This window comes from Sphingomonas sp. TX0543, from assembly GCF_048565505.1.
GTDB lineage: Bacteria > Pseudomonadota > Alphaproteobacteria > Sphingomonadales > Sphingomonadaceae > Sphingomonas.
In genome coordinates, this window is sequence record NZ_JBLZUS010000002.1 from 1,260,298 (window position 1) to 1,280,890 (window position 20,593).

Annotated in this window: 20 protein-coding genes, 1 tRNA gene and 2 pseudogenes; 16 read left to right on the plus strand and 7 right to left on the minus strand. The window is 63.7% G+C overall.

The window, feature by feature from the left end; all coding sequences use genetic code 11:
* Nucleotides 1-160 precede the first annotated feature (160 nt).
* From ACM61V_RS06675 to ACM61V_RS06705, 7 genes and pseudogenes are all read left to right on the plus strand, one after another.
* Nucleotides 161-1,407, plus strand: a pseudogene (locus ACM61V_RS06675) (putative DNA modification/repair radical SAM protein).
* 10 nt (nucleotides 1,408-1,417) lie between these two features.
* The gene (locus tag ACM61V_RS06680; protein WP_137787195.1) at nucleotides 1,418-2,818 is read left to right on the plus strand and encodes a UdgX family uracil-DNA binding protein; all 1,401 of its coding nucleotides are present in this window, start codon (nucleotides 1,418-1,420) and stop codon (nucleotides 2,816-2,818) included.
* Nucleotides 2,819-2,981: 163 nt separating this feature from the next.
* Nucleotides 2,982-4,112 carry a DUF2252 family protein gene (locus ACM61V_RS06685; RefSeq protein ID WP_419713901.1) on the plus strand — a complete coding sequence of 377 codons (1,131 nt, stop codon included), beginning with the start codon at nucleotides 2,982-2,984 and terminating at the stop codon, nucleotides 4,110-4,112.
* Between the two features lie 87 nt (nucleotides 4,113-4,199).
* Entirely contained in the window at nucleotides 4,200-4,697 is a 498-nt protein-coding gene (locus tag ACM61V_RS06690) for a pyridoxamine 5'-phosphate oxidase family protein (protein WP_137787193.1), read from the plus strand.
* A 211-nt stretch (nucleotides 4,698-4,908) separates the two neighbouring features.
* Entirely contained in the window at nucleotides 4,909-5,043 is a 135-nt protein-coding gene (locus ACM61V_RS06695) for a hypothetical protein (RefSeq protein WP_283214570.1), read from the plus strand.
* Nucleotides 5,027-6,037 carry a ligase-associated DNA damage response exonuclease gene (locus tag ACM61V_RS06700; RefSeq protein WP_137787192.1) on the plus strand — a complete coding sequence of 337 codons (1,011 nt, stop codon included), beginning with the start codon at nucleotides 5,027-5,029 and terminating at the stop codon, nucleotides 6,035-6,037. Before ACM61V_RS06695 ends, ACM61V_RS06700 begins: the two co-directional genes overlap by 17 nt.
* A gap of 1 nt (nucleotide 6,038) precedes the next feature.
* Nucleotides 6,039-7,646, plus strand: coding sequence for a cisplatin damage response ATP-dependent DNA ligase (locus ACM61V_RS06705; protein ID WP_137787191.1), 1,608 nt, complete (start codon nucleotides 6,039-6,041; stop codon nucleotides 7,644-7,646).
* Nucleotides 7,647-7,838: 192 nt separating this feature from the next.
* Here the strand turns inward: ACM61V_RS06705 and ACM61V_RS06710 are convergent.
* From ACM61V_RS06710 to ACM61V_RS06720, 3 genes are all read right to left on the minus strand, one after another.
* A tRNA-Trp gene (locus ACM61V_RS06710) sits at nucleotides 7,839-7,915 on the minus strand.
* Between the two features lie 88 nt (nucleotides 7,916-8,003).
* Nucleotides 8,004-10,364 (minus strand): putative bifunctional diguanylate cyclase/phosphodiesterase, encoded by a 2,361-nt coding sequence (locus ACM61V_RS06715; protein WP_249341577.1) that lies wholly within the window; start codon nucleotides 10,362-10,364, stop codon nucleotides 8,004-8,006.
* Between the two features lie 60 nt (nucleotides 10,365-10,424).
* A complete protein-coding gene (locus ACM61V_RS06720) occupies nucleotides 10,425-12,152 on the minus strand; it encodes a fatty acyl-AMP ligase (RefSeq protein WP_171007598.1) in 1,728 nt (575 codons plus the stop codon).
* Nucleotides 12,153-12,256: 104 nt separating this feature from the next.
* Between ACM61V_RS06720 and ACM61V_RS06725 the strand changes: the two genes are divergently transcribed.
* From ACM61V_RS06725 to ACM61V_RS06745, 5 genes and pseudogenes are all read left to right on the plus strand, one after another.
* Nucleotides 12,257-12,787 (plus strand): regulatory protein RecX, encoded by a 531-nt coding sequence (locus ACM61V_RS06725; RefSeq protein ID WP_137787188.1) that lies wholly within the window; start codon nucleotides 12,257-12,259, stop codon nucleotides 12,785-12,787.
* Between the two features lie 80 nt (nucleotides 12,788-12,867).
* Nucleotides 12,868-13,440: a cold-shock protein gene (locus ACM61V_RS06730; protein ID WP_249341576.1), complete on the plus strand. Its 573-nt coding sequence runs from the start codon at nucleotides 12,868-12,870 to the stop codon at nucleotides 13,438-13,440.
* A gap of 1 nt (nucleotide 13,441) precedes the next feature.
* Nucleotides 13,442-13,942 carry a DUF192 domain-containing protein gene (locus tag ACM61V_RS06735; RefSeq protein WP_137787187.1) on the plus strand — a complete coding sequence of 167 codons (501 nt, stop codon included), beginning with the start codon at nucleotides 13,442-13,444 and terminating at the stop codon, nucleotides 13,940-13,942.
* 62 nt (nucleotides 13,943-14,004) lie between these two features.
* A complete protein-coding gene (locus tag ACM61V_RS06740) occupies nucleotides 14,005-14,397 on the plus strand; it encodes an NADH:ubiquinone oxidoreductase subunit NDUFA12 (RefSeq protein ID WP_137787186.1) in 393 nt (130 codons plus the stop codon).
* Nucleotides 14,398-14,669: 272 nt separating this feature from the next.
* Nucleotides 14,670-14,837: pseudogene (locus ACM61V_RS06745) on the plus strand (DUF2155 domain-containing protein); the annotation flags it as partial.
* 35 nt (nucleotides 14,838-14,872) lie between these two features.
* Here ACM61V_RS06745 and aat read toward each other — a convergent pair.
* From aat to ACM61V_RS06765, 4 genes are all read right to left on the minus strand, one after another.
* Nucleotides 14,873-15,610 (minus strand): leucyl/phenylalanyl-tRNA--protein transferase, encoded by a 738-nt coding sequence (gene aat, locus ACM61V_RS06750; protein WP_137787185.1) that lies wholly within the window; start codon nucleotides 15,608-15,610, stop codon nucleotides 14,873-14,875.
* Complete coding sequence (locus tag ACM61V_RS06755; protein WP_137787253.1) at nucleotides 15,607-16,317, minus strand: ParA family protein; 711 nt, start codon at nucleotides 16,315-16,317, stop codon at nucleotides 15,607-15,609. Before ACM61V_RS06755 ends, aat begins: the two co-directional genes overlap by 4 nt.
* 105 nt (nucleotides 16,318-16,422) lie before the next feature.
* Nucleotides 16,423-16,809, minus strand: coding sequence for a hypothetical protein (locus ACM61V_RS06760; RefSeq protein ID WP_137787184.1), 387 nt, complete (start codon nucleotides 16,807-16,809; stop codon nucleotides 16,423-16,425).
* 87 nt (nucleotides 16,810-16,896) lie between these two features.
* Nucleotides 16,897-17,385, minus strand: a complete 489-nt coding sequence (locus tag ACM61V_RS06765; protein ID WP_137787183.1) for a DNA-deoxyinosine glycosylase — start codon at nucleotides 17,383-17,385, stop codon at nucleotides 16,897-16,899.
* Between the two features lie 109 nt (nucleotides 17,386-17,494).
* On the opposite strand from ACM61V_RS06765, the gene ACM61V_RS06770 reads away from it, so the two are divergent.
* From ACM61V_RS06770 to rsmH, 4 genes are all read left to right on the plus strand, one after another.
* A complete protein-coding gene (locus ACM61V_RS06770) occupies nucleotides 17,495-18,478 on the plus strand; it encodes a cysteine synthase A (RefSeq protein WP_137787182.1) in 984 nt (327 codons plus the stop codon).
* A gap of 43 nt (nucleotides 18,479-18,521) precedes the next feature.
* A complete protein-coding gene (locus ACM61V_RS06775; RefSeq protein WP_137787181.1) occupies nucleotides 18,522-18,809 on the plus strand; it encodes a hypothetical protein in 288 nt (95 codons plus the stop codon).
* Between the two features lie 326 nt (nucleotides 18,810-19,135).
* Complete coding sequence (locus ACM61V_RS06780; RefSeq protein WP_137787180.1) at nucleotides 19,136-19,636, plus strand: division/cell wall cluster transcriptional repressor MraZ; 501 nt, start codon at nucleotides 19,136-19,138, stop codon at nucleotides 19,634-19,636.
* The gene (gene rsmH, locus ACM61V_RS06785) at nucleotides 19,633-20,592 is read left to right on the plus strand and encodes a 16S rRNA (cytosine(1402)-N(4))-methyltransferase RsmH (protein ID WP_249341575.1); all 960 of its coding nucleotides are present in this window, start codon (nucleotides 19,633-19,635) and stop codon (nucleotides 20,590-20,592) included. The genes ACM61V_RS06780 and rsmH overlap by 4 nt, the downstream gene beginning before the upstream one ends.
* Nucleotide 20,593 lies beyond the last annotated feature (1 nt).

The window sequence follows — 20,593 nt, forward strand, 5'->3', positions numbered from 1 at the left end:
CCGCGCGGAGGTTTCAGGGGGAGGACGGGGTGGAGACGCCCCGTCCTTTTCCGTTGCGCTGCTATGCGATCGGATCGGGCGGGATCCGCTGCATCATGATCCGCGAACGGACCATCTCACGAATGATGACAGACGCGCGAAAAGAACATATAACGAACATATGAGTAAACTCGATACGCGTCAGAAACTAGCCATCTCGCTGATGCGGCGAAATACGATGCATAATGCGCATCGTCCGGTTCGGTGAAACGCACCTCGCGCGACGGCAAGGGGCTGGGCTCCACCGATCAGGGCATGGGCATCTGTCACAGCTATGCGCCCGACGGTCGCTGTATTTCCCTGTTAAAGATTTTGCTGACCAACAGCTGCGTTTTCGACTGCCATTATTGCATCAATCGCAAGAGCTCGAATGTCAGGCGCGCAAGGTTCACCACCAAGGAAGTGGTCGACCTGACGCTGTCCTTTTACCGGCGTAACTACATCGAGGGATTGTTCCTCTCCTCCGGGATCATACAATCGCCCGATTATACGATGGAGCAGATCGTCGAGGTGGCGCGCTCGTTGCGCGAGGATCATCAGTTTCGCGGCTATATCCATCTCAAGACGATCCCGGACGCCGATCCGGCATTGATCCATCGCGCCGGGCTTCATGCCGATCGCATATCGATCAATGTCGAGTTGCCGACCGATGCCGGATTGCGGCGCCTCGCCCCCGAAAAGCAGACGGCCCAGATCGAAGGCGCGATGGATGGCATGAAGCGTGATATCATTGATACTGGCGATGCCAGGCGACGATATCGGCACGCGCCGCGCTTTGCTCCGGCAGGGCAGTCGACACAGATGATTGTCGGCGCCGATGCGGCTACCGACCGCGATATCGTAACGCGCGCCGCCGGCCTCTACGACCGGTTCGCGCTAAAGCGTGTTTATTATTCGGCCTTTTCTCCCATCCCGGATGCCAGCGCAGTTCTACCGCTGAAGCGACCCCCGCTTGAGCGAGAGCATCGTCTCTATCAGTCCGACTGGCTGATGCGATTCTATGGATTTGGCCCGGGTGAAGTGGCCGCTGCCGCCGATGATGTCACAGGCATGATGCCGCTGGACATCGATCCCAAACTAGCCTGGGCACTGAAGTTTCGCGGAACCTTTCCGGTCGACGTGAATGGTGCGCCGCGTAATCTGTTACTGCGCGTGCCGGGGCTTGGAGCGCGGACCGTCGACCGGATTCTGACTGCGCGACGCTGGCGCCGACTTGGGCTTGCGGATATCGCGCGGCTGAAAGTGCCGATGGCGAAGGTGCGGCCGTTCCTGATCGCAAGCGACTGGCGGCCGGTGATGCTTTCGGATCGGGAAGATATAACGACGCTGGTGAAGCCTGCCCCGCGGCAGATGGAATTGTTCGGGTGAGATCACCGACATGCACCGCGTGACACTTACAAGCGAGGATGATTTTGATGGCTGGCGCGAAGCCGTGCGCAAGCTGGTCGCCGCGGACGTGCCGCCCGAACAGGTCGTGTGGGTAGTCGGCTCCGAAACCGGCGAGTTGTTTGGCGAGGAAAACGTGGTTTCGGCCGCCGAGCCGGTCAAACTGTCCGTGCCGCGTGCATTCATGGATCTTGCCCGCTTTGCCATCCTGAATGGCGATCGCGAGCGGTTCGCATTGCTCCATGCATTGTTGTGGCGGCTAGCGCGAAAGTCGATCGGCATCGGGGACCGAACCGATCCTTTGATCGGGCGGATCGAGGGTCTGGCCACCGCGGTGAGGCGAGATATCCACAAGATGCGCGCGTTTCTCCGTTTTCGCGAGGTGGAGGATCATGGCGGCGTTCGCCATGTCGCCTGGCATGAGCCGGAGCACCATATCGTTCGGGCAAATGCTGCCTTTTTCGTCGATCGATTCGCGGCGATGCGCTGGTCGATCCTTACCCCACGGCTGTCCATCCACTGGGATGGCACGAGGCTTTTCGAAGGTCCGGCCGCGCGGCGCGCCGATGCGCCCAGCGCCGATCAGGCCGAGGAGATGTGGAAAACCTATTATGCCTCAATCTTCAATCCGGCGCGGGTGAAGATCGGTGCGATGCTAAACGAAATGCCGCGCAAATACTGGAAGAACATGCCCGAAACCGCTCTGATCCCTGAGTTGATCGCCGGCGCGCAGGCGCGGGAGGCGACGATGGTGACGAACGCGCGGAGCAAGCCGGTGGCCGATCCGGCGGCTACCTGGGCAAAACTGCGTGACGAGGCGGCCGATTGCCGCCGATGTGATCTGCACCGATGCGCGAGCCGGACGGTTTTCGGCGAGGGGCCGTCGGACGCGGCGATGATGTTCGTCGGCGAGCAGCCCGGCGATCAGGAGGATCTGGCGGGCCGGCCGTTTGTCGGCCCCGCCGGTCAGATATTCGATCGCGCCCTTGCGGAGAGCGGTATCGATCGCACCGCCGCTTATGTGACCAACGCTGTGAAGCATTTCAAATTCGAATTGCGCGGGAAGCGACGGATTCACGAACGGCCCAATGCTGGAGAGATTGCCGCATGCCGCTGGTGGATCGAGCAGGAACTGGCGCTGGTTCGCCCACGCATCACCGTCGCGCTGGGGGCGACGGCAGCGCGATCGCTGTTCGGCACCGCAGTGACGGTGAGCAGCGCGCGCGGGGCGTTGCGTCAGCTGCCCGATGGCGGCGCTGCGGTCGTCACCGTGCACCCCAGCTTCCTGCTGCGCTTGCCCGACGAAGCGCGCCGGATCGAGGAATATGACAAATTCGTCGCTGATCTGCGGAACGCAGCGTGCGCAATGAAAGCGCTACCGGCTTCAACGTGACGAATTTGTAACGGAACCAGCACGACCAGGCCGGGCTTTGTCCGTCGATCGGTGCATAGGGGATGCTTGAACAAATGATCGTCATAAATCCGCGCTGGCGGCAGCGTTGAGCGTATCGCCGAACGAGCGCGCCGCTGTTCTCGAGCGCACTCGCGCGTTAAAGATGGCGCGTTCCGTGCACGCGTATGTGCGTGGGAACACGGCACAATTCTATCGCTGGTTGGAAGAATCGACCGTTGCGAAGCTGATCCCGGCAGGTCCGCCGATCTGGATTTGCGGAGATTGCCACCTCGGCAATCTCGGGCCGCTCGCGGATGCTGACGGCCGCGTCGATATCCAGATCCGTGATCTCGATCAGACGGTAATCGGCAATCCTGCCCATGATCTGATCCGTCTTGGCCTGTCATTGCAGACGGCAGCGCGCAGCTCGGATCTGCCCGGCGTCACCACCGCGCAGATGATCGAGGCGATGATAAGGGGTTACACGCGGGCGCTCGCCAAAGACGCCGGGGCCGATCCGATGGAGCCGGACGTGGTCCGCTCGGTCCGCCGCGAGGCGATCGGGCGCGGCTGGCACCGCCTCGCCAAAGAGCGGCTCAAGGACATCGAACCGGAAATTCCGCTGGGCAAACGCTTCTGGGAGCTGACTGATCGGGAGCGGGACGCGATCACGGCACTATTCGAGCAGCCGGCAATTGTGGATCGGGCGCTTGAGCTCGCCAATCTCGGCAAAGGCACGATTCGCGTTGTCGACGCGGCATATTGGCGAAAAGGGTGCAGCTCGCTGGGCAAGCTGCGCTACGCCGTGCTGCTTGGGGTTTCCCGCAAGCGCAGCAGGCGAGAACGGTTCGCCCTGGTTGATATCAAGGAAGCAGTGCCGGCCGTTGTTCCCACAGCGGCCGAATCCGAGATGCCAGGCGATGCCGCTGAGCGGGTGGTTGCTGGCGCCAAAGCGCTGGCGCCCAATCTGGGCGAGCGGATGATCCCTGCGCGGTTGATGTCAAGGCCGGTTGTGATGCGCCAGTTGGCGCCGCAGGATCTGAAGATCGAGGTCGAACAATTCTCGCGTAAGGAAGCGATCGCCGCGGCCGAATATCTGGCCTATATCGTGGGCCTGGCCCATTCACGGCAATTATCCCCGTCGCAGCGGCGCCTGTGGCGGAACAAGTTGATTCACCAGGCGCATGAGAGGCTCGCCGCGCCATCATGGTTATGGCGCAGCGTGATGGTGCTCGCGAGTGAGCACGAAGCCGGATACCTCGATCACTGCCGAAGGTTTGCGCTGACCGCTTGAGCGCACGACTAAAAACTTCGCTACATTCGGCAATGAACCAACGCCCTCGTTCCTCGTTCTTCGGATTAACCGAGAGGAGCAGAGTGCATGACTGATACCCAAAACGACGCGAAGAAGTTGAAGAGCGATCTGTGGAAGAAGCTGTCGGAAAGCCCGTTCCTGATGGTCGGCCAGGCGGATGGCAGTACGCATAGCGAGCCGCTGACGGCGCAGCTCGACGAGGATCAGGTGGACACGTTGTTCTTCTTCATCGGGCGCGACAATCGCGTTGCAGACGGCGGCGCGTTGATGCTCCAGTTCGTGTCAAAGGGGCACGATTTCTTCGCCTGCCTGCACGGCAATGCCAGGGTGGATAACGACCGGGCCCAGATTGACAAGCTGTGGAACAAGCAGGTTGAGGCATGGTTTCCGGGCGGCAAGGATGATGCGAACCTCGCGTTGTTGCGTGTGGACATCGACAATGCGGAATTGTGGGAAACCGATTTGTCCATCGCGGGCAAGGTGAAGATGCTGTTCGGCGGCACGATCCGATCGGACGAGGAAGGGCACCACGCGAAGGTCAATACGACCGCAGAATCCGCTTGATAATCATTGTTGAAACCCGGCCACGTGCGGGTGAAAGCGTTATGAGCGGTGAGATAAAGAAGGCGGCTCGCTACAGCGAGCCGCCTTTTAGTTTCTGTGGATTGGGTCCGCTGCCTGAACCACAGACATCACGAAGAGTTCCCTTTGGCGAACAATCGACTGCGCGTGCGGGGACCGGCCAATGGGCTGGTTGACGAAAAAGCGACAGACAATGACGCGCGCGACGTTTTCTTCGCGTGCGCGCTCAGCACTTAACTACGACAAGATCGAAAAGCTGATGCGGCTGCCAGCGGTGTTTTTAAGCCGCACCATGCCGCCAGAGCCTGCCGGTGCCGCGCGTGCGTAACGGTAGCTGGGTCAGGCCCGGCGAGGCGGGGTTGTACGTCGCGCCTGCGGATTGCTGGATCGATCCGGGCATGCCCGTAGCGCGGGCGCTTGTGACTCACGGACATGGCGATCATGCGCGCGGCGGCCATGCGCGCGTTTTCGCCACCCCGGAAACGCTGGCCATCATGGCGCTGCGTTATGGCGAGGCGGGTAAATCGGTGCCGGTGCCTTACGGCGAGACCGTGGAGTTGCCCGGCGGTGTGACGGCGACGTTCGTGCCGGCGGGCCACGTGCTTGGATCCGCGCAGATATTGCTGCAATGTGCGGGTGAAAGGATCGTTATCACCGGCGATTACAAGCGCCGGGCCGACCCAACCTGCGCACCATTCGTGCCGGTGCCGTGCGATGTGCTGGTCACCGAGGCGACGTTTGGTCTGCCGGTGTTCCTCCACCCGCCGATCGAGCGGGAGATCGCCCATCTGCTCGAAGCGCGTGCGCTCAATCCGGAGCGCTGCATCCTCATCGGCGCTTATGCGCTCGGCAAGGCGCAGCGCGTTATCGCCGAGCTGCGTCGCGCCGCGTATCACGATACGATCTACCTTCATGGCGCGATGGCGCAGATGTGCGCGCTTTATGAGGAACATGGCGTGGCGTTGGGGCCGCTGGCACTGGTGATGGATACGCCCAGAGAGGCGATGAAAGGCAGGATGGTGCTGTGCCCGCCTGGCGCGTTAAACGATCGCTGGGCCCGACGACTGCCCGAGCCAATGACGGCGATGGCATCCGGCTGGATGCGCGTGCGGCAACGCGCGCGGCAGCGCAATGTCGAGCTGCCGCTGGTGATCTCCGACCATGCCGACTGGAACGAATTGACGCAGACAATCGCGGAGGTGGATCCGGCGGAAACCTGGATCACGCACGGCAGGGAAGATGGGCTGCTGCGCTGGTGCGAGCTTCATCAGCGATCGGCGCGCGCGCTTTCGGTAGTCGGCCTATATGACGAGGAGGATTAATTTGGAGGCGTTCGCGGCCTTGCTCGACGCGCTCACCTATACGCGCTCGCGCAACGGAAAGCTGGCGCTGATCGCCGCTTATCTGCGCGAGACACCCGATCCCGATCGAGGCTGGGCACTGGCTGCGCTTACCAACGAATTGGAATTTCCCGCCGTAAAATCAGGTATAGTGCGCCAGCTAGTTGCGGAACGCGTCGATCCCATATTGTTCGGCCTGTCGCGCGATTATGTGGGCGATACGGCCGAAACCGTCAGTCTGCTTTGGCCGGAACCGACTGAGCATCCGCTGCCGCCCACCCTTAGCGAGGCGGTGGAACTGTTGCGCGCGATGACGCGCGCGACAGTGCGGCACGATTTGCCCGCGCTGCTCGATCGGCTCGATGCGAACGGGCGTTATGCGTTGCTCAAGCTCGCAACCGGCGCGATGCGTAACGGCGTTTCGGCGCGGCTGGCAAAAGTCGCATTCGCGCAAGCGTTTGACGTGGCGGTCGCGGACGTGGAAGAATATTGGCACGGGCAGCGCGCGCCCTATGCCGAATTGTTCGATTGGGCGGCCGGTAGTGGGCCGCCGCCTGTCACTGCCGGCGCGCCGCTGTTCCGACCATTCATGCTCGCCAACCCGCTCGGCGAAACGGTCGTCGATCTCGAACAATATGTGGTCGAATGGAAATGGGACGGTATTCGGGTGCAGATCGTGCACGGTACGGAAACCCGCATATACTCGCGTTCCGGCGACGATATCACGCAGAGTTTCCCTGAACTGCTCGGCTTACTGACGGAGCCGGTCGTTCTCGACGGCGAATTGCTGGTGCGTGGTGTTTTCCAAGGCGGCGAGCAGGGTGGTGCGGCCAGCTTCAACGCCTTGCAGCAGCGACTCAATCGCAAGGCCGTCTCGCGTAAGATGCTGGAACAATTCACCGCTTTCGTTCGCCTGTTCGACGTTTTGCTGGTGGGTGAAGAGGATCTGCGGCCGTTGTCGTGGGACAAGCGACGCATGAGGCTCGAGCGACTCGCAGCAGGACTTGATCCGATGCGATTCGATCTGAGCGCGATCGTACCCGCCACCTCGATCGAAGCGCTCGGCGCGATCCGAGATGGCGCGCGCGACCAGGCAATCGAGGGCGTGATGCTCAAGCGCCGCGACAGCCCGTACGTTGCCGGTCGCCCGACCGGCCTGTGGTATAAATGGAAACGCAACCCGCTGCTGGTCGATTGCGTGCTCATGTACGCACAGCGCGGCAATGGGCGGCGATCCTCCTATTATTCCGACTACACATTTGGTTGCTGGAACGGCGATCCCGAGGCAGGCGCTGAACTGTTGCCCGTCGGCAAATCCTATTCCGGCTTTACCGATGCCGAGCTGAAATGGCTCGACCACCATGTCCGAACGCACACCGTGAACCGTTTCGGGCCGGTCCGGGAGCTCGACCGCTCGCTGGTGCTGGAAATTGCGTTCGATTCGATCCACGAGAGCAGACGGCACAAGTCCGGGCTCGCAATGCGCTTCCCGCGCATCAATCGTATTCGCGCTGACAAGCCGGTGCGCGAAGCTGACCGGATTGAAACGCTACGGGGCCTTGTCGCACCCGAGGAGCGGATAGCCGTCTGACGTGCTGCTGATCCGTGCGATACGATTGCCCGAACGATGACCGCTCAAGTTGCCGTGGCTATGTTTCGCGATCGCTAAATAGCCGTGGCCAGCTACAAATGACGCCCTGCTTGTGCGCGGTTAGAAGGCAAGCGGGAATGTTCCCACGGGCGCGATCCCGGCAACGCCATGTTCTCGGCGATAAAGTGAAAGTGGCAGGGGAGCTCGGATTCGAACCGAGGGCCTTCGGTTTTGGAGACCGACGCTCTAACCAGCTGAGCTACACCCCTACGTGGGATCGCCCCTAACGCGACGCGGCGGCGGCGGCAATAGGGGAGACGTCGTTAGGCGAACCAGGGCCGGTGCTCCCGGATTGTCTTAAGCCGCAACGTAGGCGTCGGGGCGATGGCGCCTGGCAAGCGCGCGTGCCTCCTCCACGGGCAGTGGGCGTCCGAAATAGAAGCCCTGGATCTTGGAGCAGCCGAGTTCCCGAATCATGTTGAGTTCGGCCTCGGTTTCCACGCCCTCGGCGGTCGTTGCCATGCCAAGGCTGCGGGCGAGCGCGACCACCGCGCAGATGATTGCGAGCGCCTCCGGCACACCGCGTGACGCGCCTTGCACGAAGCTGCGATCGATCTTGATCGAGGAGAAACGAGTCCGGCTGAGATAACCAAGCGAGGAATAACCAGTGCCGAAATCGTCAAGGCTGAGCCGGACGCCCATATCGAGAATGCGCTCGAGCACCTTCACCGCGCCGGTGCCTTCGCGCATGAAGACGCTCTCGGTCACTTCCAGCTCGAGCCGGCTGGGCGCGATCCCCGATGTTGAAAGCGCCTGGGCGACGACAGTGACGAAATTGGGATTGTGCAATTGCTCCGGAGAGACGTTGACAGCGACGCGCACGTCGTCCGGCCAGCGCGCGGCCTCGGCGCATGCGGTGCGGACGACCCATTCGCCGATCGGACCGATCAGCCGGGCTTCCTCGGCGAGCGGTACGAACTTGGCTGGGCTGACGATGCCGAATTCCGGGCTATGCCAGCGCAACAGCGCCTCGAAGCCAGTGAGATGACCACTCGTGGCTTCCACAACTGGCTGATACTGGAGATGTAGCTCGCCGCGATCGAGGGCGTTGCGCAGCGCGATCTCCAGCACGCGGCGCTCCTCCGCATTGACGTGAAGTTGCGGATCGTAGGTGTGGAACGATCCGCCGCCGGCATCTTTGGAGCGGTAGAGCGCGAGGTCTGCCGAGCGGATCAGGTTTTCCGCTGTTCGTCCATCGCGTGGAGAAGTGGCGACACCCACAGACGCGCCTATCCACAAGGTGTGCTGATCCACCTCATAGGGGCGCGAGAGCGTTTCGATGATCGTATGCGCGAGTCGTTCGACCCGCTCGGTGTCGGTCGCGTCGCGCACTACCACGGCGAATTCATCGCCGCCGAGCCTGCCGACCGTCTCGTTGTCCGTGACAAGTTGCGCCAGCCGTTCCGATACGCGGCCGAGCAACCGGTCTCCGATAGGGTGGCCGAGCGTATCGTTGACCGCCTTGAAGCGATCGAGGTCGATCATCATGAAGGCACAGCGCGAACCCCATTTCTCCGCGTCGGCCAACGCCCGGCTCAGCGCCTCGTTCACCAGAAGGCGATTGGGCAGGCCAGTCAGCGCGTCATATCGGGCCATGCGGCTGATCTTGTCGGCGGTGGTGCGTTGCTCGGTCACGTCGGAGCCGACGCCGCGGAAACCGACGAAATCGCCGCGGTCATCGTAGCGCGGGCTGGCGGCGATTTCCCACCAGCGCTGGCTTCCTTCAACGGTTACCGGCAAGACGAGATCGCGGAAGCTTTCGCGGTTCTTGAGCTTTTCCGCCAGTTGGCGAAGCGCCGGTGAAAAATTGCCCGAGTCCCAAGACGGGCCGGCGAGCGCCTTGAGAAGCGGCATCCCCTCGATTGCGCTGGGGGTAAGGCCAAGGGCTACCGCGAAACGCGACGAGCCCTTGATGATGCGACGCTGGGCATCGGTTTCCCATAGCCAGTCTGCGCCGCTATCCTCGAATTCGCGCAGCAGCAGGCTGACGGTTTCGTCTCGATCGGTAAGCGTGAGTTCCGAACCGCGCAGCAGCACCAGCGCCTGCGCGCGCGAAACACATCCTACGATCAGGATCGCGGCGAACAATAGCGATCCCGCCGCGGCAATATAGATATGGCTGAAGACGAACGTGGCGGCGACGGCCAGCGCGACCCCGCCGATGAAGCCCAGCCCCGCCAGAACCAGCGGCGCGAGCGCGATCGCGGCCGCTGACATCAGAATCGACAGCACCATCCACAGCGCCAGTGCGGCCTCCGAATCGCCGTGTCGCCCGAACAGCAGTACGGGAACGCTCCACACCACCGCGAGCGCCACGCCTTCGATACCGGTTCGCCTGAGATCGGCGACGGACGCGAGCGCATCGGACTGCGGGCTCGTCTGCAGGCGCCGGATGGCGACGAAGGCGGAAACGAGCGCAACCGCGGCGCCCCATATTCCGAGCCAGGAATGCGGCACATCCCGGGCGAACAGCATCACCACCACAGCCGCGCCGACGACGTTCACGCCCAGCATGAACAATGCGAGTTGACGACCGGCGTGAAGCGTCGCGCCGCGGATGCGCGCCCATGCGGCGGCATCGTCCCCCTCGGAAAGACCGAGCAGCGGCCCGATCGGAACCTTCGAATGACGAACGGCGGGGGGCTGGTTGGTACTCACACCCCGCCGCATACGCCAACAGGGTTGACTAATCGTTTCCGCCCGGCTCCGCCGACAGCGTCAGGCGGCGATGGCGTAAGGCTTGATCTCGCCCGATAGATACAGGTTGCGTGCCTTCGCCCGACTGAGCTTGCCTGAGCTTGTGCGCGGGAGCGTGCGCGGGGGGATAAGCTCGACGACGCAATTCATGCCTGTCACGGCGCGAACCCGATCGCGAATTTCATCGCGCAGGCGGGTGCGCTCGATATCGTCGGACGTGCGGCATTGCACGAGCACCGCCGGAGTCTCCTCGCCGCCCGGCGTGGTGATGGCGAAGGCGGCGATGTCTCCCTGCTTGAAGCCGGGAAGCTGCTCGACCGCCCATTCGATATCCTGCGGCCAGTGATTGCGGCCGTTGACGATGATCATGTCCTTGGCGCGGCCGACGATGTAGACGTAGCCGTCCGACAGATAACCCATATCGCCCGTATCGAGCCATCCATCCTTCATACAGGCGGCGGTGGCATCGTCGTCTCGGAAATAGCCGACCATCACCGATGGACCGGTGCACCAGAGCTTGCCGATCGCGCGCTCGGGCAGTGGCGTTCCGTCCTCCTCGCGGATCTCGACGGTCATGTCGCGCACCGGCTTGCCGCAATTGACGATCGCGCGATACCGCTGCGGGCGATCCTCGCCGGCTTTGACGCCGGAAAGCTGCGTTTCCTCGACCAGTTCGACGCGAATGCCCTCGCCCGGCGGCATGATCGATACGGCCAGAGTTGCCTCCGCCAGGCCATAGCTGGGCAGGAATGCGCTGGCCTTGAAGCCGGCATCGGCAAAGGCATCGACGAAGCCCTGCATCACGTCCGGCCGGATCATGTCCGCGCCATTGCCCGCAAGCCGCCAGCGTGACAGATCGAAGCGATCCGAAGCGCGCGTCTGGCTGGAAATGCGGCGCGAGCAAATATCGTAGCCGAACGTAGGGGAATAGCTGATCGAGGTGCCGCCGTTGCGGCTTATCATGTCCAGCCAGGCGAGCGGCCGGCGCGCGAAATCCTCGGTCTTGAGATAATCGGTCGATACCTGATTTGCGATTGGCGACAGGAAGCAGCCAACCAGCCCCATATCGTGATACCACGGCAACCACGAAATGCAGCGATCACTGTCAACCAGTCGCATGCCATGGGAATGTGCGGCAAGATTGTTGAGCAGCGCGTGATGCGTGATCGCCACCCCATGCGGGAAACGGGTCGAGCCGCTGGAATATTGGAGATAGGCGATATCCCCGCCCTGTGCGGACGGAAGCGCGACGGGCACCGGCTCGGCCGCGAGCAGCTCGGACCAATCGACGCCGCGTACGTCGCGCGCTTCCGCCGCGGCGCCGGCCATCGCCGCCAGCTCCGGCGGGAAAATCAGCATCTTTGGATCGCAGCTCGAAAGCTGGACACTAAGCTGATCGATATAGGATTCCTTGCCGCCGAACGAGGTGGGCAGCGGCAGCGGCACCGGCCAGGCGCCGGCGTAGACCGCGCCGAAAAACAGCGCGGCGAATTCGGCCCCGGTTTCGGCAACCAGCGCGACGCGATCGCCCGGCGCAATCCCGTCGGCGATCAGCCGCCATGCCGCCGCCTGCGCGTCTTTGCGCAGTTCAGCGAACGAATAGGCGCGGGTCAGCGCGCCGCGCGCATCGTGGAAATTCAGCCCGCGCGTTCCCTGCGCCGCGTAATCAAGCGCCTCGCCCAGCGTTGCGAAATCCGCGAAGCGGCGCGGCAGCGCATCCTGCGTGGGAGTGGGATCGAGGGTAGTCATTCCGTCCATAAACCTTTCGCGCGCCCCGGCGGGTCGCAAGCTTGCTCCATGGCAGCATTTGCGCGCCCCGCGCGTTTAAATTCGTTCGTCAGTGTGGCAACAACATGGCCGTGCCTCGCCAACCACGTTCTCCGCGTCCCCTGAACGCCGCTGCGCTCGATCAACTGGCACTGAGATATGTCGAGCGTTTCGCGACGACGCGGGGGAAACTAGCCGATTATCTGCGCCGCAAAATTCGTGAGCGCGGCTGGGAAGGCGCGCCAGTTGAGCCTGCTAACGTGGCCGATCGCATGGCGGCACTGGGCTATGTCGATGATCGCGCCTTTGCCGAGATGCGCGCCGCAGTGCTGGCGCGACGCGGCTACGGCGATCGCCGCGTCGCGCAGGCATTGCGGGCGGCGCACGTGGAGGAGGCGGATGCGGCAGTCGCGCTGGAGCCAATAGCGGAGCGCCCGCTGGATGCCGCGCTGGCGTTCGCGCGCCGGCGGCGGTTCGGCCCCTGGGCGCAGGTCGCGCCCGACGATCGGCAGCGCGAGCGCCAGATCGGGGCGATGGTGCGTGCCGGTCACGCGCCGTCGCTGGCGCGGCGGATCGTTGTCTCGCCGCCCGGTGTGCCATTTGAGAGCGATGAATGATAGGAAGCTAATGGTTTCGCTGTTGTGCGCGACGACAACCATGCTAGCGTCCTGAGACACCCGGGGGGGAATTCGTAAACGTGCATAGCGAAATATCTCGCGATGCGGATGACCGCGAACGGCAAGCCGGTGCGGCCGATGCGAAGGGCGTCCACGTCGTCGGCACGCTCAAATGGTTCGACGTGACGCGCGGTTTCGGTTTTCTCGTGCCCGATTCGGGCGATTTCGGCGATATCCTGATCCATTTCAGCGTGCTCCAGTCGCTTGGCCGGCGCAGCCTGCCCGAACGATCGCGAGTGGAGGCGATCGCGGTGAAGCGCGAGCGTGGCTTTCAGGCGGTGGAGATCCTGTCGATCGACACCTCGCAGGCGGTGGAGCATGGCCCGGTGCGCGATCCCGCGCGGATCGATCCGATCGCTCTCATCGATGATGCCGGCGAATGGGAGCCGGTGCTGGTGAAGTGGTTCAACCGCCTGAAAGGCTATGGTTTCCTCGTGCGACCGGGCGGGGAGCAGGATATATTTGTGCATATGGAAACGCTGCGCCGCGCTGCGATCCACGATGTCGAGCCGGATCAGCCACTCCGCGCCCGCGTTGTCGAGGGGCGCAAAGGGCCGCTTGCGGTGGTGGTGGACGTCGTCTCGGAGGAATAAGATGTTTCGTATCCTTGCCGTCGCGATGATCGCTCTGCTTGCGCCGGGCTGTTCGCCTGGCAGTGCCGGCGCGGCGGGCGAAGGAAACGCAGCTGGTGCGGTCGATGCGGACGGCGTTAGGCAGGTCGCGCTGACTATCGCCGGGCCGAAGGGCGCGCATGGATTCCGGGTCGAGGTCGCTGCCACGGCAGCGCAGCAGGAGCGAGGCCTGATGTTCCGCACCGATATTCCCAAGGACGGCGGCATGCTGTTCGCGCCTTATCCGCCGGATGGCGGCGCGCCGAAGATCGCGAACTTCTGGATGAAGAACACGCCCAGCTCGCTCGACATATTGTTCATCCGGCCCGATCATACGATCGCCCGGATCGCCGAGAATACCGTTCCCTTCTCCGAGACGCCGATCCCGTCCGGGGAGCCAGTCGTGGCGGTGCTGGAGCTCAACGGCGGGCGCGCTGGCGAACTCGGCATCGACGAGGGCGACAAGGTGACATGGGGCCGATGAGCAGCGAGCGGGCGGGCGCGACGGCTGTTGAAGCGCGCGGCCTTCGGGGGTAAGCGCGGGACATGGGCATCAATCTGAACCCGTTCACCTGGTGGAACGGCGCGACCATCGGCACTTGGTTTGGCCTTCGCGGCAAGGCGCGGGCGGGCGAGGATTCGCTCGGCAACGTTTATTATGAGGGCGGTATAGATACCGGCGGCCGGCCACGCCGTTGGGTGATCTACCAGGGCGCGAATGACGCCAGCCGCGTCCCGCCCGAATGGTTCAGCTGGCTGCACCATCAGGTTGACCAGGTGCCAGATCGCGCGCTGCCGGCGCCGCGCCGGTGGGAGAAGCCGCCAGTGCCGAACATGACGGGGACCGCACTCGCCTACCGCCCGCCGGGCGCGCTGGAAAAAGGCGGCATGCGCGCTGCGGCGACCGGCGATTACGAGGCATGGAGCCCCGAGGCGTGAGACGCGCGCTGGCGGCGGGCGCGCTCGTCGCCGGGATCGTCGGCATTGGCCTTTGGCAAGGGCGGCACTGGCTGGCCGATGCGGCGCCAGCGCCGAAACCCGTCGCGCCCGCCGCCTCACAAACGGTGCCTGCGCCGCGCGCCGCTCCCGACGGGGTGACTGCGATTGAGGGCAGCGACCAGGCGAGTGATGCCGGAACCACCCCGATGGCAGAGCGCGTTGCGGTGGTCGGTATCCTCAACAAGCGCAATGGCGTCAGCCGGGAATTGACGATGAAGCCGGGACAGGCGCTGCGTGTCGGCGACACGATAGTGCGCCTGCGCGCCTGCGAGCGGACCGCGCCGTGGGAGCAGGAGCAGCTAACCGGCGCGTTTGTCCAGGTGGACGTGAAGGGCGTGGACAAGCTGTGGCGGCGTGTGTTTTCTGGCTGGCTCTACAAAGAGCGCCCGGCGCTCAACGTCGTGCAGCATCCAGTTTATGATGTCTGGACCAAGAGCTGCACGATGTCTTTCCCCGCAAACGGGGCTGATACCGATGTCATCGCGGCCTCCACCGCGAAGAAGTCGGCGGCAGCTGCGTCGCCCGACGATTCTAGCGACGGCACCGATGACGCGCCGGTCGCTGAAACCAATCCGGCGAGCGCATCGCCCAATAACACCATGTAGTCCGAGCGATCGATCTCCACCGCACCAAGCGAGGCGAGGTGTTCGGTCATGAACTGGCAGTCGAGCAGGGTGAAGCCACCCGCGCGCAATCGCGCCACCAGCGCCGCGAGGGCGATCTTCGAGGCGTCGGTCACGCGGCTCACCATGCTCTCGCCAAAAAAGGCGCGGCCGAGCGCGAGACCGTAGAGGCCGCCGACAAGTCGATCCTCATCCCAGCATTCGATCGAATGGGCGTGGCCGCTTTCGTGCAGCTTCAGGAACGCCTGTTCGATGGATTGATTGATCCAGGTTTCCGGCCGATCGCTCGCCATCTCCGCGCATAACTGAATGATCGCAGGGAAGGCGCGGTCGACCGTCACGCGCAGCCGATCCGCCAGCAGCGTCTTGCGCAGTGAGCGGGAGAGGTGGAAGCGATCGAGCGGTATCACGGCGCGGCGGCGCGGCTCAACCCAGTAGACGCCTGGCGCGTCGCGCCCGTCGGCCATCGGAAACACGCCGACCGAATAGGCGCCGAGCACGATTGCTGGATCCAGCGGCTCGAATTTCATGAAGCGAGACGTCGCTCGATCCTTTGCCAGACCTCCTGAAACGACTTCGCCGCCGCTGACTGCGGCGCCACATCGCCCACGGCACGATGAGTGGCGGACGATGCCTCCACTGCACTCGCCATGGGGATGACCGGCCAGTCCGGCTGCGCAGCGACCGCGTCGAGATGCATTCGGCGTCGGCGATCGACCATCACGTGTACGGGAAGCGTCGGTGTGCGGCCGCCGAGATGCCGCTCAATCTCTTCATAGGCGCGCTGCGCGAGCGGGGAGGGAACGACGGGGATGACGATCAGGTCGGCGGCGCGCGTCACCTGCTCCGCAGTCTCGGTGAGGCCGGGCGGGCAATCGAGGATCACGCGATCATAATCGCCCAGCCCGGCAATCAATTTGCTCAGCCGCTTCTTCTTGTCCATCTCGCGCAGGAGGTGGTCCAGTTCGCGCAGCGAGGCGTCGGCCGGGAGCAGGTCAAGTCGTTCGTTATCAGTGGGGCGGATCAGCTTGCGCGGATCGACATCACGCGAAAACGCCGCCTGTGCGCGATCATGCTTCGATTCGCGGCCTAGTATCCAGCTCGCCGCTGCCTGTGGATCAAGGTCCCACAGCAAGGTGCGTCGTGCGGATCGTGTCGCCGCGCACCAGGCAAGATTTACCGCGAGGGTCGTTTTCCCGACCCCGCCCTTCAGGCTATAAACCGCGATTGTCGCCATGTACGGAAGGTGGCGCGCTACGGCGCGCATGGCAAGCCACAGCACCAACTAAAATGGCCGGCGCACTTGGTGCACCGGCCCGATGATTGTGAAATTGCTGGCCCGTCAGGCCTTGCAGGTAAGCTCGCCCTTGCCCGGCTGGGTCAGCGTGATGTGCGTGGTGTCGCCCGTCAGCTTCCAGCCGCCATCGGCGACAAGCGTATCGCCGGCCTTCTCGGCCTTCAGCGTGGTGGGGGTCCCGTCTTTCTTGGACTTCACGAACACCTGCTTGTCGCCTTGGAAGAAGGTGACATAGACGAGGCTGTTGTCCTTGCAACGGAACGTCTTTTCCGCCTTGATCGCCGGTGGCAGCTCGACAGTGCCCTTGTTGGCAAGCTCGGCAGCCATCGGATCGGGGTTGATATCGAGCACTTCCGGCTTTTCAGGCTTGGAATTGCAAGCGGAAAGCACGGTCAGCGCGAGGGCGGCAGGGAGGAGAAGGGGGCTCTTCATAGCAGCGCGACGCCATACCCCCGGCCACGCCTCCGTCAAGGGCGGTATGCAATTTTATATCCTCTGCGGGCCACCTGTCGCGTGCGATCAGGCGATAAATGCGACGAGCGCATCCCATGCAGGCTGTTTTGCCGCGATCCCGATCGTGTGCAGCGCGCTTGACGAGGGCAGTGCCACCATTGCCAGCTCGTACCCGGTGAGCAGCGGCTTGCCGATACGCAAGGCCGTGGCGCCGTTGAACGCGACCGCCCGAAGTTCGGCAAGCGAGCCGACCAGCGCGGGCAGATCATTGGCGGCATAATCGCGGATCGCGCTATCGTTACTTCCCGAGCGCCGGGCCGAAGCGACGACATCCCACAAGCCGATCCGCGCCTCCAGCAGCGCGGCCAGGCGTGGCTCATACCCTAGCCCGCCGAGGTTTACGCCGATTGCGTGGCCCAGCAACGACCAGAACTGGTTCCGGGGATGGGCGTAATACTGGCCTTCGGCAAGGCTGCGTTCGCCCGGCAGGCTACCCAGAATGAGAAGCCGGGTGCGGCCGTCTGCCATGGGCGCGAAGGAGGATTTGCGACTCATGATCGTTGCCTGGGCGTAATGGGCGACGACACCGGTATCAATCGCGCTTTCGTTGATTAAAGGCCAAGCGTGGTTGTCGCGCCCGGCAAGCGGGGGCATCTAGAGCGGCATGCATACGGCCTCTGACACTCTCGCGCTTATCGGCAACACTCCGCTCGTCCGGCTCAAGGGGCCGAGCGAGGAGACGGGGTGCGATATCTATGCCAAATGCGAGTTCGCCAACCCCGGTGCCAGTATAAAGGATCGCGCGGCGCTCTTCATCGTCGAAGACGCCGAGGCGCGGGGACAATTGGAGCCGGGGGGCACGATCGTCGAGGGTACGGCGGGCAATACCGGGATCGGCCTTGCGCTCGTCGCCAATGCCAAGGGCTATCGCGCGATCATCGTAATGCCTGACACGCAGTCAAAGGAGAAGATGGATACGCTCCGCGCGCTAGGTGCTGAGTTGGTGACTGTGCCCGCAGCGGCCTATTCCAGCCAGTACCATTTCGTGCACACCTCGCGCCGTATCGCCGAGGAAACGCCTGGGGCGATCTGGGCCAATCAGTTTGACAATATCGCGAACCGCAAAGCGCATATTGCTGGCACGGCGGAGGAAATCTGGGCGCAGATGGACGGACGCGTCGACGGCTTCACCTGCGCGGTCGGGACCGGGGGGACGCTCGCCGGAGTGGCGATGGGGCTCAAGGCGAAGGATGAACGTGTGACGATCGCGCTCAGCGATCCGCACGGCGCCGCACTGTACGAATATTATGCCTGCGGAGAACTGAGAGCGGAGGGCAGCTCGGTCGCCGAAGGGATCGGACAGGGGCGGATCACCGCCAATCTCGAAGGTGCGCCGATCGATACGCAATATCGCATCGGGGATCAGGAGGGGCTCGACTGGGTCGAACGGCTATTGCGCGAGGAAGGGCTTTGCCTGGGTCTCTCATCAGGCATCAACGTTGCCGGCGCGGTGCGGTTGGCGCGCGATCTGGGGCCGGGAAAGCGCATCGCAACGATATTGTGCGATACGGGTTTCCGTTACCTGTCAACGCTCTACAATCCCGAATGGCTTGCTGCGAAGGGATTGGAACGGCGGCATAAAGTGTAAGAATTCGACATCGGTGAGATATAGCGTTATTCTCGCGCGACGGATGACTACCGAAACACCCACATCGAGCCAGACGGCACAGCGCCTGCGGGTTGGCCTTGTCGGCCTCGCTGCGGTGGTGCTGCTCATCGGCATAGCCAGCGCTATATTCAGCGCCGCCAGCCGCGAGCGGCCTGTCGCGACTGCCGACGCGCCTAAGCCGGAAGCGATCGCAAATATGACGCTCGCTAATGGCAGTGTGCCCGCCACCGCGCCAAATGAACCGCTTGCGGAGCTAGGCGTCGCGCCCGCCACCGCAAATGGCACGGCTCCGGCCGCGCCGAGACGCTGAATCTCCGCATGAGCACCATGGATCCACGGGGAAATTCGGGGATGTGGCAGTGATTCCCCGTCTCACCCCCGTTTACAGGCGAGCGTTGAGGGGAACGAAAACGGAACTCGCGCGGTCCCACCCGTCCGCAAGCGGGAAAAAGCCGCCAGCCTAGTTTCATTTCCCCGATTTTCCCCACATTTCCCTTCCCATCCCCGAATGGCGCTGGTATCTATCAGCGCTAGCAGAGGGGCGGACTCGCTGTTTTTTGTCTTCGCGATTGCCGGGGCGGCCGGAGGGGCTGTTTTCCGGGCCGGAGAGGCGCGTCCGTCGCAGGCGAGGTGGGCGTGGCTGACAGGGTGGACTATCAGGGAAAGGGGATCGCGCTTGTCGATGACAAGTCTCGCGTCGCCATTCCTAATACTCTACGCGCCATGCTCGCGAAGAACTCGCCCCGTGAAGACGGGAAGGATGGCGGCACGGTCATCGTGGCGCCCCACCCCGAGCATCGCTGCCTGATCGCCTATGACCCGCGCTTTGTCCCGTTCTGGAAAGAGCGGCTGGAGATGCTCGACGCCGCCCAGTTCGAGAAATCCGGTCGTACCGATTATAATATCCTCGATCGCGCCGGCGGTGCCGAGCCGTTGCCGTTCGATGGCAGCGGCCGTTTCATCATGCCGGCGTTCGAGCGAAAATATGCGCGGATTGGCAACGCCGCGTTCTTCCACGGCTCGTTCGACTGGATCACCATCTGGAGCCCGCAGATATTGATCGAGACGCCGGGTATCGATCCCTTCCTCAAGGAATACGTTGAGTTCACCTGCGAGGAAAAGGGGTATGCGCTGTGATCGCGCGCGTGGAACCCCATGTTCCAGTGCTGCTCGACGAAGTGCTCGCCGCGCTGACCCCCCGGCGTGGCGAGACCGTCGTGGATGGTACGTTCGGCGCCGGCGGTTACACTCGTGCGCTGCTGGCAACCGGCGCGCGCGTCTTCGCGTTCGATCGCGACCCCGACGCGATCCGTGACGGCGCGCCGCTGGTGGCGGCGCATGACAATCTCATCCTGGTCCCGGCAGAGTTTTCGGCAATGGCCGGCGAGCTGGAGGCGCGGGATGCCGTGCCCGTCGATGGCGTGGTGCTGGATATCGGCGTGTCTTCAATGCAACTCGATCAGCCGGAGCGGGGCTTTTCGTTCCAGGGCGACGGGCCGCTCGACATGCGGATGTCCAAGGCCGGTCCGTCGGCGGCGGATTTCCTGAACACTGCCGACGAAACGCTGATTGCCGACGTGCTGTGGCGCTACGGCGAGGAGCCGCGCTCGCGCCGGGTGGCAAAGGCGATCGTCGCGGCGCGCCCGCTTACTACGACAGGCCAACTGGCGCAGGTAGTGCGCCGCGCGCTGGGGCATCGACCGCACGACAAGAAGGATCCGGCGACACGCGCTTTCCAGGCGATCCGCATCCATGTGAATCGCGAACTGGAGGAGTTGGCGCAGGGCCTCGCGGCCGCCGAGCGCGTGCTTGCGCCGGGCGGTCGGCTCGCGGTTGTCACCTTTCACAGCCTGGAGGACCGGCTGGTGAAACGATTTCTGCGCGAGCGGAGCGGGTCGATGCCTGCCGGGTCGCGTCATCGCCCCGATGCGCGTGAGGCGCGCGAGCCGAGTTTCGATCCAGCGGCCAAGGCGGTGCGCCCGAGTGCTGCCGAGGTTGCGCGTAATCCGAGGGCGCGTTCGGCGACGCTGCGCACCGCGGTGCGCACCGGTGCGGCGGCCTGGGTCGGCGGCGTTGAGTTAGTGGAGGCGTGAT